Below are 11654 nucleotides of genomic sequence, written 5' to 3'. Positions count from 1 at the left end.
CTCGTCGTCGAACCCGTTACCTCGTCGTCGACGGTCGCGACGTATCCCCGCCGTTCCCGGCAGTACTGCCGATTCATCGCTCGTGGTCGAGCGGACCGTAGCGGTCCTCCACGGCCTGACAGTACCGGGAGAGGAACTCGATCTCTGTCAGTCCCCCGGCGTCGATGTCTACCAACAGGTCTTCGAGTTCGTCTCGCGGTTGGTGACACAGTTCGGTGTGACACTCCTTGCAGAGGTGTTCGAACGTCTTGCCTTTGCGTTCCCAGCGGTCACCTTCCTTGTCGTACTCGCGCGCGTCGGAACGACGGATGGTCTCGCCGCAGGCGATGCAGTCGACCGAGTCGTTTCCCCGGTTACTCCGGGAACCCCACATACTCGGATACACGCCCCGCGATTACTTGCGGTTTTTGGTCACCACCCCGGTAGCTTCGCCGGGATTCCTCGCGAAAGTAACGGGCGCTTACCACGGTGGTTTCGCGTCGGAGCGAGGCGACACGGAGTTATGGACGGGCTATCCCGGTCCGTACCCACGACCGCCCCCGCGGGAAGCGACGAACATCTAGTCGCCGAGACGGACCGACCGCGCCGCCGACAGGACTCGCGTCCGGCACGTTCGAGGTACCGCGGGGCTTATTCGGTCGGAAAGCCAAGGTGGAGTCGATGGACGCCGAAATCTCCCCCGAGGAGGTAGACGAACTCCTCGACGCGGACGAGGACGTCCGCGTCGTGGACATCCGGCCGGAAGCAGAGTTCGACCGAGGACACATCCCCGGTAGCGAGAACGTCCCGTTCCACGCGCTCGCCGACGAAATCGAACGGTTCGACGGGGCCGACCGAATCGTCACCGTCTGCCCGCACGGCAAGGCCAGCGTGCAGGCCGCGCGACTCGTCGCGTCCTACGAGGGCGTGTCCGACGACGCCCGCGTCGAGAGCATGGAAGGCGGACTCTCGAAGTGGGAGTACGGACTGACGCGGAGCGACGACGAGGAGAACGCGAGCGACGAGGGCGCAGACGGCACCGACGAACCGGACGCTCCCTTCTGAACCGCGGCCGACGAACGACGCCGGAACCGAGACGCGTCTGCGAGGCGAATTTTCACGCGGAGAGGTTCAGCCACCCCCGTGACGACCCAGAACCAGTAGGGCCGGTCTGCAGAAAGAAGAATCAGAACGTAGTGGTTACTCGATGACCCTCTTCGACATCACAAAACCGACGTGAAATCAGGCTACGTTGAACCCTTTGTCACGGAGGAAATCCTCGACGCGCCCGGTGTGATTGCCCTGGAGCTCTATCTGGCCGTCCTCGACGGTCCCACCGCAGGCGAACTTCGACTTGAGGTCTGAGGACAGACTGTCGAGATCCACGTCCTTCGGGTCGAATCCTTCGATAATCGTTACTTCCTTACCGTAGCGTCGCTCGTCGATGCGGATGTTGATCTGCTGGGACTCTTTGGCCACGTCCTCGCAGACGCAAAGCTCTTGAGGCAGCCCGCACGTCGAGCACACTTCCGACATTACAGTTCGGGAATTGGTCGTAGGGGTACAAAACTGTGTCGCTAATTCCCCGAGTTGGGCCGCGATAGAAACCGGATGCGAGCGGTCGCGTTCGGCCCGGAAGGCGCCGTATCGAGGCCGGAAACCGTGCCCCCCTCTCACCGACCGCCGCCCTCACCGACATCGAGGAGGCCCCGGCGCTCGCTGACCAACTCGTCCACCAGCGAGACCGCCTCCTCGGCCAGTCGCTCCTCGGCGTCCCCGGCGTACCGGACGCGCTCGTAGATGGCCCCCACGCGCTCGGCCCGGTCGTCCACGTCGGCGTTCGCGGCCAGCGCCGCGAGATACTCGCGTCGGGACTCTCCGGGGCGGCGCTCGCGGTACTCCTCGGCGAGCAAGCGTTCGAGGCGGTCGAACGCCCGCGTCACGTCGGTCTCGGGGTCGCGACGGGGTTGCCACCTGAGCCAGACCGCGCGCCGGAGTCGGTCGAGGAGACCGGTCCGTCGCGCGGCCGCGAGCAGGCCGACGACCACGAGCGCGCCCAGCACCGCCTGCTCGCGCGACGGCGGGCCTATCGGGAGACCGCCGCCCTCGTCGCCGGAGGCCCCACCGCCCGCGCCGTCTGCGGTGGTAGTGAACCTGCCGAGCGTCCCGTTGAGCGCATCCCCGCCGGGGTTGACGGGTCGGCGGTCGCCGAGTCCGGGCGCGGACGTGGTCGGGCCGGTCGTCCCGTTCTCGGTGGGACCCGTCGTCGCGCCCTCGCCGGATTCGGTCGTCGTCGCGGTGGTCGTCGGCGTCCACGTCCCCTCCTCGCTCTCCTCGGTGTCCACGTCCGAGATATTACTCTGGCGGGCCTGTTGGACCTGCGAGCCTTCGATCTGCTGGCGCGGGGCGGACGGCGTGGGGTCGAACTTCACCCACCCGACCTCCGGGAAGTAGACCTCGACCCACGCGTGGGAGTCGAGACCGCGGACGACCCACTCGTCGCTGGCGACTCGCTGGCCGGGGGTGTAGCCGACCGCGAACCGCGCCGGAATCCCCTGCGACCGGAGCATGGTGACCATCGAGGTGGCGAAGTAGGTGCAGTAGCCCGACTCCATCTCGAAGATAAAGCTCTCGGCGATGTTCCCGTCCGGCCGTGAGACGTCGAGCGAGTAGCGCTTGTTCGATTCGAGCCAGTTCTCGACGGCCTTCGCCGTGCCGTAGGGCGTCTCCGCGCCCGCCTCGCTGACGATTTTGTCCGTCCGCTGTCGGATACGGTCGGCCGAACTCCCCGGCAGTTGGAGGTACCGACGCTCGACGCGGTCGGGGTAGTCGGTCCCGGCGGCCCGGAGCTGGCGCGTCGTGGGGTTCGGAACTCGACTGACGACCGTGTAGCTCTCGCCCTGCCGGAGCGCGCCAACTGGTTCGAAGGCCCCGAGCGAAGTGACGCGAGTGTTGTCGCGGTCGCCCGACTGCAACCGCGTCGGTTTCCACGCCGCGGGCATCGCACCCATCCGCTCGACTTCCACGGTGACGGTCTGGGTCACGGTCTTCGACCGGCCGGGCGGGGCGGGTTGGGCCCGATACGCCCTGCCCTCGCCGGTCCGAATCCAGCCGTTACCGTCGTAACGGTCGTAGGCCGCGACCCGCCAGTAGTCGGCGTCGCTCGATTCGACCGTGAACCTGACCTTCGGCGAGAGCCGAATCGACCCGACGATGGACACCCGGTCGCCGCTGGTGACGAACGCCTCCTCGACGGTCGGCGGACTCGCGCCGCCGCCGGGGATGATGGGACTCGCGCCGCCGCCCGGCACGACGGTGGCCGTCGAGGCGAGGACCACCATCACCACGAGCACGACCGCCAAGGTGTCCACCTGCGCGGACGTGCCGCCGCGGCGCGCGAGCGTCCCGAACCCGAGCGTCGCGGCGGCCGCGAGCGTCCCGACCAGCGTGGCGAAGTTGCCGAGGTCGCCCGTCAGGACGAAGAATCCCATCGCGGTCCCGGCCGCCCCGACCGCCAGCGCGTAGCGCCGCCGCAGGACGAGATACCACGGCGCGAACACCATCGCCGGGGCGACGCCGAGCGCCCACGCCCCGACTTCGGTCATCCGGAGGACCGACAGGCCGGTGAGCAGCGCCACGTTGTCGGCCACGATTTTCCCGACCGAGGCCGCGACGAGGTAGGCGCTGGGCACCGCCACGTAGTACCCGACGAGGCCGAGCGCGAGCAGACCCGCCGCGAGCGCGCTGGCCTGCGCGAGGCGGAGGCGACGGGCGACCGCCGCCCCGGCGAGCAGCGTCGCCCCGACGAGCGCGAGCAGGGTCGTCGTCCCGCCCACGATGTCGGTGACGTGGTAGAGGACGCCGAGGTAGGTGGCCATCACGACCGCCAGCGACCCGACCGCCAGCCAGTGGTACGACACCGCCACCTCGCCGAGGTCGAGTTCCCGGCCGACCGCACTGTTCGCGCTCGCGCGGTCCGAGTTCGCACCGTCCGCGCTCATCGGGACTCACCTCCGGAGGGTCGGCCGCCGTCGGCGAGCGCGGTCCGGCTACCGCTGGACTCCGCCGCGCCCGTACCCGACAACTGGCCGAAGGTGACGGTCCGCTCGCCGACGGTGACGCGGACCTCGTCCTCGTCGGTTCGGCCCCGTACGAGAACGTCGATTCCCTCACGGCGGTTCTCGCTCACCGTTCCGGGGTACGTCCGGGCCAGCAGGGTCAGCAGTTCGGTCCGGTGGTCCTCGCCCGTGTCGGGTTCGACCCGGCCGCCGGGGACGGTCAGTCCGACCGCGAGTCCGGCGTCGAGCAGGTGCGTCAGGATGCTGGCGGCGGCCTCCGCGACGTCGTCCATCCGGCCGCCGTCGGCCTCCGCGAGGAGTTCGACCTGCTGGCGCTCCTCGTCGGCCTCGAACTCCATCACCACGAGGTCCTCGTTCGGGCGCTTGGCGCTGGACTTCCAGTGAACGTCTCGGAGCGGGTCCCCGCGCTCGTACGCTCTGAGTTGGTCGAACCGGTCGCGGCCGCCGAGACCGAACTGCCGGTCGAGCGACGCGAGGTCGCTGGCGTCGCTCAACCGGTGAATCTCGGGGAACACGACGATTTCGCGGTTGACCGGGTAGGTGTAGGTCCGCTCCCAGACGCCGAGCACGTCCTCCGCGACGACTTCGACCGGGCCGACCGACTGGAATCCGCGGTCTCGGAGCGTCACGTCGAAGGTGACGGTGCCGTCGGCGACGGTGGTCTCGAACTCGGGGTCCGCGAGGTCCACCCCGTCGCCGACGTCGAGACGGACGGTCGCAGCCAGCGGCGAGGAGGCACCGAAGTCGAGCGACACCGTGGCGGTCTCGCCCGCGAACCCGTACTCGGGCGTCTCGGTCCGGAGCTCGGGCTGTCCGGCGCGCCGGACCTGAAACCACCCGGCCGCGAGCGCGACCAGCGTCGGGCCGACCACCGCGTTCAACGAGCGGGCGCCGAAGCGCGCGGCCATCAGGAACGCGCCGACCGCGACGACGGCGAGCGCCCATCCGCGTCGCGTGAACATCTCACTCCACCGGAACCGATTCCAGCGCCTCGGCTATCAGTTCGCGGCCCGACGCGTCGCCCGACGACGCGGCGGTCCGGACTCGGTGGGCGAGGACGCTCTGGGCCTCGGCCTGCACGTCGTCGGGAACCACGTAGTCGCGGCCGTCGAGAACTGCTCTGGCCTGCGCCGACCGGAGGAGCGCGATGGACCCGCGCGGACTGACCCCGAGGTCGGCGTGGTCCCGAGTGTAGTTCGCCAGTCGAGTCACGTACGCCCGAACCGGTTCCTCGGCGGTCACGGTAGCGACCGTCTCGCGGGCCGCCAGAACGTCCCCGGCGGTCGCCACGGATTCGAGTTCCTCGATGGGGTGGCGGCCCGTGACGCGTCGGAGGACCTCCGATTCGTCCTCGGGGGAGGGGTAGCCGAGCGTGAGCCGTTTGGCGAACCGGTCCACCTCGGCGATGGGGAGTTCGTAGGTCCGGTCGGCCTCCACGTCGTTCTGCGTGGCGATGACGGTGAACGGCTGGTCGAGTTCGTAGGTCTCGCCGTCCACCGTGACCTGCGCCTCCTCCATGGCTTCGAGCAGTGCCGACTGGGTCTTGGGCGGCGCGCGGTTTATCTCGTCGGCGAGAACCACGTTGCCGAACACCGGGCCGGGCCGGAACTCGAACTCGCGGGTCCGCTCGTCGAAGACGTTGACGCCGGTCACGTCGGTCGGCATCAGGTCGGGCGTGAACTGGACTCGCGAGAACTCGCAGTCGATGGACCGGGCCAGCGACCGCGCGAGCATGGTCTTGCCGACGCCGGGCACGTCGTCCAGCAGGAGGTGACCCCGCGAGAGGATGGCGGTCACGATGTGTTCGGTGACGTCGTGATGGCCCACGATGACGCGCTCGACGTTCTCGACGATTCGCTCGGCCACGTCGGCGGCCTCGTCTACCGGCAAAGCGGTCGGTGACGCGTCGGTTCGACGTTGAGGGGAGTTAGCTTCCGTCATGAGTGGCTCCGTCAGCACGCGGAGGGCGAGAAAGCCGACGACCTGTCGCGTTGGCCGCCGAAGCGTGCAGTTATCGTGTTACCTTTCGTGTCCAGCTTTGAAACTTTTGTCCCAGCACGAACGTGTTTTCCTCCGCGGTGTGAGACGTTCGGCTCGGACCCGACGTTCTAGCAGGATTAAGACACGTCGAATCTCGGAGGAGTCCGAGGTTTGATACACCCACACATACTACGTAGTTATCGACTACATGCCGCCGGAGAATCTCTTCGAGGAGTCGGCCGACGACACTCGGACAGCCATCATGGAAGCGACGTACCGGGCGCTGACCGAGTACGGCTACGCCGGTCTCACTATCCAGCGAATCGCGGACAAGTTCGAGAAGAGCAAGTCGCTACTCTACCACCACTACGACGGGAAGGACGACCTGCTGGTCGATTTCCTCGAGTTCGTCCTCGACTACGCCGAGAGCAACGTCCCGAGGAGCGGCGACGAACCCGCGCCGAGACGCCTCACGGCGTTCCTCGACAGCGTCTTCCCGCCCGACCCGACCACGGACGACGAGTTCGTCGGCGTCTTCGTCCAACTCCGGGCGCAGGCGGTGCAGGACGACGCCTACGAGTGTCACTTCACCCAGAGCGACCGCTACTTCCGCCAGCACGTCGCGGGCATCATCGAGGACGGCATCGAGGAGGGGACCTTCCGCGAGGTGGACGCCGAGCAGTCCGCGGCGTTCCTCGTCTCGCTGGTCAACGCCGCGCTGACCGAGCGCACCACGACCGACGACCCCGACGCGCTCCGGGCGGTCCGAGCGGAGGTAGACGACTACCTCGAAACGCGCCTGTTCGCGAACGACCGACGCCGGGACCGCTGAGAGGTCTCTCAGCCCTTTTACAGCCGGAGAGAGATTGAGGGACGGCGAGAACGGACGTCTGACCTACCACTCCTTGCAGTCGGCGCAGACGAGACCGCCGTCCCGTTCGCCGTCCGCGCGCCACCGCCGTTCGACCGACGCGCCGCAGTCGGCGCACTCGCCGCCCGCGGGCGACCACTCGTACGTCGAGACTGCGGGGTCGGCGTCCGCGACGGTTGCCGCGGATTCCGCCGGTGACTCGGCGTCGTCCGGCGCGACACTCTCGGTCTCGTCGCTCCCGGTGTCGGTCGAGTCGAACCGGTCGAGCGATGCGTCGTCACTCACGGCCCGGAGTAGGGAGCCACCCGTCGTAAGCGTGCCGGAGTATCGCCCGCATACGGAGCAAACAAGTACCCTCGTTACACACGACTACGCATGGTGAACATCATCCAGAACGTCTTGGACCTGATCGGCTACATCGGCGAGGCCGCGTTCTCGTTCCCGACTTCGATACTGCTCGTTGCAGTGGGGTCGCTGCTGATACTGTTCTCCGTGGCGGTGTTCGGCTACCTCACCGCTGGCGCGGTCGTCGATCTGCTCATTCCCGAGTCGCTCGGTCGACCGCCCCAGCAACGAGGCTGACCGCGTCCTCCGGGTCGGGACCGAGCGGCGACCCGGCGACGAAGCTATCGGCGTACTCCAGCACTCCCGAAATCTTCTCCGCGGCGGCCTCCGGCGTTCCGGCGATGCAGAACGCGTCTATCATCTTCGGCGTGACCGCCTCGAACGCCGTCTCGAAGTCGCCGGATTCGATGGCCTCGCCGATTTCGGCCGCGCGGTCGCGGTCCACGTCGTGTCTGTCGAGGACCGGCGGGGCCGCTCCGGCGGCGATGAACGCGACCGGCGGTCTCGCGGCCTCGCGGGCGGCCTCGGCGTCCTCGGCCACGCTGACGCTGGCGTAGGCCGCGAAGTCGAAGTCGTCGCGGCCGCCCCGGGAGGCGGATCGCTCGGCGAGTCCCTTCTCGACCTGCTCGTCGGCCCACGCGAAGTCGTCGGGGTGCGAGGCGTTTACCAGCACGCCGTCGGCGTGCTTCGCGGACATCCGAATCATGTGGGGTCCCTGCGCGCCGACGTAGACGGGGATGTCGTCCTCGCGGGCCGACCCGACTTCGTAGTTGAGACCGGCGTCGGTCGCTCGGAAGGTGCCGTCGTGGTCCACGCGCTCGCCCGCCCAGAGCTTCTGAGAGACCTTCATCGTCTCCAGCACGCGCCGGAGCGGTTTGTCGCGCTCGAAGCCCAGATTGCGGAGCGTCGAGCGGTCGCCCGCGCCGAGACCGCAGACCGCCCTGCCGTCGCTGGTCTCGTCGAGCGTCGCCACGCGCGAGGCCAGCGAGACCGGGTGGCTCTCGTAGGGGTTGGCGACGCCCGGCCCGACCAGCAGGTCGTCGGTCGCTGCGGCGACCCTGTCGAGGACGACGAAGGGGTCGCGGTTGTTGTAGTGGCAACTGGCGAACAGCGCGTCGAACCCCTCGCGTTCGGCCGCCCGGCCGATGTCCACGAGGTCGGAGACGGGGTGTTCGGGCGTGAGTTCAATTCCGCGCAAACTCCCACCCCCTGAGCGCCTGCCGCACGAAGTCGCCGTCCACGTCGCGGTAGAGGTTGTCGCTCCCCTCGTGGTTGCCGAACTCCCAGTCGCGCACGACCGCCACCGGGAGACCGTCGTCGCCCTCGCCGGTCACGAGGTTCGCCGCGGCCGCGAGTTCGTCCACGACCGCCTCGACCGTGACTTCGAGTTCGTGGCCGTCGCGGTCGGTCTCGCCCCGCCAGTCGCGCGACGCCGGGATGCCGGACCACCCGATGGCGACCCCGCGCTGGCCGTGCCGGAAGGGTCGTCCCGAGGTGTCGGTCACGATGACGGCCGGGTCGGCCGAGAGGTTGCGCCGAATCCGGTCGGCGCTCTCGCTCGGGCGCTCGGGCAACAGCAGGAGGTCGTGGCCCTCGTCGCCGACGTTCGAGCGGTCGATGCCCGCGTTGACGCCGACGTGGCCGAATCTCGTCGCCGTGAGCAGGAACGGCGCGTCCATGATTATCTCGGTACTCTCCTCCAAGACGGCCTGTGCGAATCGGGGGTCCTTCTCCTCGCCGGAGACGGCTTCGAGTCGCTCGGCTATCTCCTTCGCTCGGGGTCCCGCCGGGAAGTCGTCGAGGTCGGCGCGCCGGTCCTCGGCCTTCGAGACGACGGTGCTTGCGACCAGCAGTACGTCGTCGTCCCGGAGGTCGGCCCGCGACTCGACGAGGGCCGCGAGGTCGTCGCCCGGCCGGACCTCTGGCAGTCCCGGCACCGCGAACACGTCCATACCCGGAGATTCGCGCGTCGGAGATAAAAACCCGCCCGAAACGGGCAAGTGACGACGGTGGACCTACGCCTCGGGGTACTTCTCCGGGTTCTCGACCTGCACGTCCTCGACGTACATCTTCGTGTTCACTTCGCCTTCGAGAATCTCGACGGTCATCATCGTCGCGACGTTCGCGGGGTCCGCGCCGGTCGCACTCCCCGGGTTCAGGAACCGGATGCCCTCGATGTCGTCGTCCACTACCGCGTGGGTGTGGCCCGCCACCGCGATGCCCGGCCCGGTCAGTTCCTCGCTGACGGCCGCGGCGACGGTCTCCTCGTACTCCTCCGCCGTGGCGGCGGTGCCGTGGGTCACGACGAACGTGGTGTCGCCGACATCGACCGTGGCCACCTCCGGCAGGTCGAGCGAGTCCGGGTCCATGTTCCCGGCGACGGCGGTTAAGTTCTCACCGGCGAGGTCCGCGACAGTCTCGTAGGCCTCCGGACTGTCGAAGTCGCCAGCGTGGATGGTGTAATCGGCCTCGCGGACGCGCTCGGCGACCCAGTCGGGGATTCGTTCCGCGCGGGACGGGACGTGCGTGTCGCTGACGATGGCGATTTCGACCATGGCCGTGGGTTCGGCGTCGGTCGGGATAAACGTGCAGGCCTGTCGTGTTAGGCGGTGGTCTTTTGCCGACCGCGGTGGTCACTGTCGATGGTGGGGGAGACGAGGGGAATGCTAACACACGGTAACGGAACGACAGCGACGCTACTGGTACTGTTGCTCCTCGCGTCGGGTGTCGCCGGAGCGACGGTGGGTTCCAGTACGGCGAAGAAGACTTCGAACGCCGCGACGGCGAACGCACCGACAGCGAACAGTGCGACGGCAACTGCGGCGACAGCGAACGCGGCGACGGTGAACCGGGCGACAGAGGGCGGAGCGACGAGCGCGCAGGACGACGGCGGAACGCAGAACGCGACGGTGGCGTCGTGTGCGGCGACGCCGCCCGAAAACGGCTCGGACCCCGCGTCGGACGTGAAGGGGTGGGAGAACGGCTACTGGTACGACGAGTCCATCGACGTGAGACAGGACGACGGAGTCCAGCGCGGGGAGCGCGAGACCATCGTCTCGCGGACGATGGCGCGCGTCGAGGCGGTTCGGTGTATCGAGTTTAACCAGTCCGTGCCGGTCGAACTACTGAGTCGCGAGGAGTACCGCCAGCAGCAGGCGGGCCGGAACGTCTCGGACGGGCTTCGAGCGTTCGACAACGGGAAGTTCGAGGCGCTGTTCCTCGTCAACGAGTCGGCCGACTCCATCGCGGTTCAGAACCGGAACCGAGGCTCCGGCGTCCTCGGCTTCTACAGTCCGCGGCGCGATAGAATCGTGGTCATCGCCGAGAACGCCGAGACGCTCCGGATGGACGAGTTGACGCTCGCTCACGAGTTGATGCACGCGTGGCAGGACCAGCAGTACAACCTCTCGGGCGAGCCGTTCGCCGCGAAGTTCCGCGACCAAGTGAACGCCCGGAACGGTATCGTCGAGGGCGACGCGAGATACACGGAGCAACTCTACGCCGAACTGTGCGGGGAGGCGTGGAACTGCCTCGAACCGCCCTCGCGCAGGAGCGCCGGGCCACTGGCCAACATCGGCGTCTACCTGCTGAAGTACCAACCGTACAGCGACGGTCCGGCGTTCGTCCGGATGGTCTTCGAGGTCGGCGGCTGGGACGCGGTGAACGCGCTCTACGCGGACCTGCCCGCCTCGACGGAGCAGATCATCCACCCGCAGAAGTACAACATCGACGAACCGACGAACGTCTCGCTGAGCGACGAGGCCGACGAGTCGTGGAGTCGCGTCAGACCGCCGGACCGACCGGGCTACGGCCAACTCGGCGAGGCCGCGCTGATGGCGATGTTCATCTACCCGTACTACCACAGTCAGGGCCAGTCGAACGTGGTCCCGCCCGCCCAGTGGTTCAACCGGAACGAGACCGGGAACGTCAGCGACTTCGACCCGCTAAACTACGAGTCCCAGTTCTCCACCGGGTGGGACGGCGACCGCCTCCACGTCTACCGGAACGAGTCCGGCGCGGGGGCGTACGTCTGGCGACTCGCGTGGGACTCCCCGCAGGACGCCACGCAGTTCGTCGAAGGCTACAGTGAGGTTCTCCGGTACTGGGGCGGCGAGGAAGTCGCCCCGAACGTGTGGCGCATCGACCGCGGAGGCTTCGCCGATGCCTTCTACGTGGACGTCAACGAGACGACAGTCACCATCGTGAACGCGCCGACGGTCAGCCAGTTGAACGAGGTCCGGTCGAGCGTCGGACCGCTCGCGGGCGACCAACCGACCGACGACGCCGAGGCGACCGCGACAGTAGAGACCGAGACGAACGAGACTGCGACGAACGGAACCGCGACGAACGAGACGACGACCGAGGCGTAGGTCGGCGGCCGCGACTCTGCCGCTTCTTCG

General features: G+C 68.2%; 13 protein-coding genes. 4 read left to right on the top strand and 9 right to left on the bottom strand.

Annotated elements, in window-relative coordinates:
• Window positions 1-73 precede the first annotated feature (73 nt).
• Window positions 74-373 carry a DUF7562 family protein gene (locus NGM06_RS07010; protein ID WP_163523839.1) on the bottom strand — a complete coding sequence of 100 codons (300 nt, stop codon included), beginning with the start codon at window positions 371-373 and terminating at the stop codon, window positions 74-76.
• A 287-nt stretch (window positions 374-660) separates the two neighbouring features.
• Between NGM06_RS07010 and NGM06_RS07005 the strand changes: the two genes are divergently transcribed.
• A complete protein-coding gene (locus tag NGM06_RS07005) occupies window positions 661-1044 on the top strand; it encodes a rhodanese-like domain-containing protein (RefSeq protein WP_254269586.1) in 384 nt (127 codons plus the stop codon).
• 177 nt (window positions 1045-1221) lie between these two features.
• On the opposite strand, the gene yciH is transcribed toward NGM06_RS07005, so the two are convergent.
• The 4 genes from yciH to NGM06_RS06985 all read right to left on the bottom strand — a co-directional run bounded on the left by yciH (window position 1222) and on the right by NGM06_RS06985 (window position 5999).
• Window positions 1222-1515 (bottom strand): stress response translation initiation inhibitor YciH, encoded by a 294-nt coding sequence (gene yciH / locus NGM06_RS07000; RefSeq protein WP_128477306.1) that lies wholly within the window; start codon window positions 1513-1515, stop codon window positions 1222-1224.
• Between the two features lie 137 nt (window positions 1516-1652).
• A complete protein-coding gene (locus tag NGM06_RS06995) occupies window positions 1653-3980 on the bottom strand; it encodes a transglutaminase TgpA family protein (protein ID WP_254269585.1) in 2328 nt (775 codons plus the stop codon).
• On the bottom strand, window positions 3977-5020 hold the full coding sequence (locus NGM06_RS06990; protein ID WP_254269584.1) for a DUF58 domain-containing protein: 1044 nt from the start codon (window positions 5018-5020) through the stop codon (window positions 3977-3979). Before NGM06_RS06990 ends, NGM06_RS06995 begins: the two co-directional genes overlap by 4 nt.
• A 1-nt stretch (window position 5021) precedes the next feature.
• Window positions 5022-5999, bottom strand: coding sequence for an AAA family ATPase (locus NGM06_RS06985; protein ID WP_254269583.1), 978 nt, complete (start codon window positions 5997-5999; stop codon window positions 5022-5024).
• Between the two features lie 247 nt (window positions 6000-6246).
• Here NGM06_RS06985 and NGM06_RS06980 point away from each other — a divergent pair, with 247 nt between their 5' ends.
• Window positions 6247-6870: a TetR/AcrR family transcriptional regulator gene (locus tag NGM06_RS06980; RefSeq protein WP_254269582.1), complete on the top strand. Its 624-nt coding sequence runs from the start codon at window positions 6247-6249 to the stop codon at window positions 6868-6870.
• A 63-nt stretch (window positions 6871-6933) separates the two neighbouring features.
• Here the strand turns inward: NGM06_RS06980 and NGM06_RS06975 are convergent, their stop codons facing one another.
• On the bottom strand, window positions 6934-7194 hold the full coding sequence (locus NGM06_RS06975; RefSeq protein ID WP_254269581.1) for a DUF7573 domain-containing protein: 261 nt from the start codon (window positions 7192-7194) through the stop codon (window positions 6934-6936).
• A gap of 90 nt (window positions 7195-7284) precedes the next feature.
• Between NGM06_RS06975 and NGM06_RS06970 the strand changes: the two genes are divergently transcribed.
• Complete coding sequence (locus tag NGM06_RS06970; protein WP_254269580.1) at window positions 7285-7491, top strand: DUF8024 family protein; 207 nt, start codon at window positions 7285-7287, stop codon at window positions 7489-7491.
• On the opposite strand, the gene NGM06_RS06965 is transcribed toward NGM06_RS06970, so the two are convergent.
• From NGM06_RS06965 to NGM06_RS06955, 3 genes are all read right to left on the bottom strand, one after another.
• Window positions 7448-8452 (bottom strand): 5,10-methylenetetrahydromethanopterin reductase, encoded by a 1005-nt coding sequence (locus NGM06_RS06965; protein ID WP_254269579.1) that lies wholly within the window; start codon window positions 8450-8452, stop codon window positions 7448-7450. The genes NGM06_RS06970 and NGM06_RS06965 overlap by 44 nt on opposite strands.
• Window positions 8439-9206 carry a coenzyme F420-0:L-glutamate ligase gene (locus tag NGM06_RS06960; RefSeq protein WP_254269578.1) on the bottom strand — a complete coding sequence of 256 codons (768 nt, stop codon included), beginning with the start codon at window positions 9204-9206 and terminating at the stop codon, window positions 8439-8441. Before NGM06_RS06960 ends, NGM06_RS06965 begins: the two co-directional genes overlap by 14 nt.
• 63 nt (window positions 9207-9269) lie before the next feature.
• Window positions 9270-9809, bottom strand: coding sequence for a metallophosphoesterase family protein (locus NGM06_RS06955; RefSeq protein ID WP_254269577.1), 540 nt, complete (start codon window positions 9807-9809; stop codon window positions 9270-9272).
• A 108-nt stretch (window positions 9810-9917) separates the two neighbouring features.
• On the opposite strand from NGM06_RS06955, the gene NGM06_RS06950 reads away from it, so the two are divergent.
• Window positions 9918-11624: an Hvo_1808 family surface protein gene (locus NGM06_RS06950; RefSeq protein ID WP_254269576.1), complete on the top strand. Its 1707-nt coding sequence runs from the start codon at window positions 9918-9920 to the stop codon at window positions 11622-11624.
• The last annotated feature ends 30 nt before the right edge of the window (window positions 11625-11654 follow it).

The organism is Halorussus aquaticus (assembly GCF_024218795.1).
Taxonomy (GTDB): domain Archaea; phylum Halobacteriota; class Halobacteria; order Halobacteriales; family Haladaptataceae; genus Halorussus; species Halorussus aquaticus.
Note: the sequence above shows the minus strand (reverse complement) of the source record. Positions and strands in the feature narration are given on the sequence as shown.

Excerpts from the sequence above, each read along its gene's own strand:
- NGM06_RS06980 (WP_254269582.1), top strand. The coding sequence starts at position 6,247 with ATGCCGCCGGAGAATCTCTTCGAGGAGTCGGCCGACGACACTCGGACA.
- yciH (WP_128477306.1), bottom strand. The coding sequence starts at position 1,515 with ATGTCGGAAGTGTGCTCGACGTGCGGGCTGCCTCAAGAGCTTTGCGTC.
- NGM06_RS06950 (WP_254269576.1), top strand. The coding sequence starts at position 9,918 with ATGCTAACACACGGTAACGGAACGACAGCGACGCTACTGGTACTGTTG.
- NGM06_RS06985 (WP_254269583.1), bottom strand. The coding sequence starts at position 5,999 with ATGACGGAAGCTAACTCCCCTCAACGTCGAACCGACGCGTCACCGACC.
- NGM06_RS06955 (WP_254269577.1), bottom strand. The coding sequence starts at position 9,809 with ATGGTCGAAATCGCCATCGTCAGCGACACGCACGTCCCGTCCCGCGCG.
- NGM06_RS06960 (WP_254269578.1), bottom strand. The coding sequence starts at position 9,206 with ATGGACGTGTTCGCGGTGCCGGGACTGCCAGAGGTCCGGCCGGGCGAC.
- NGM06_RS07010 (WP_163523839.1), bottom strand. The coding sequence starts at position 373 with ATGTGGGGTTCCCGGAGTAACCGGGGAAACGACTCGGTCGACTGCATC.
- NGM06_RS06990 (WP_254269584.1), bottom strand. The coding sequence starts at position 5,020 with ATGTTCACGCGACGCGGATGGGCGCTCGCCGTCGTCGCGGTCGGCGCG.
- NGM06_RS07005 (WP_254269586.1), top strand. The coding sequence starts at position 661 with ATGGACGCCGAAATCTCCCCCGAGGAGGTAGACGAACTCCTCGACGCG.
- NGM06_RS06970 (WP_254269580.1), top strand. The coding sequence starts at position 7,285 with ATGGTGAACATCATCCAGAACGTCTTGGACCTGATCGGCTACATCGGC.
- NGM06_RS06995 (WP_254269585.1), bottom strand. The coding sequence starts at position 3,980 with ATGAGCGCGGACGGTGCGAACTCGGACCGCGCGAGCGCGAACAGTGCG.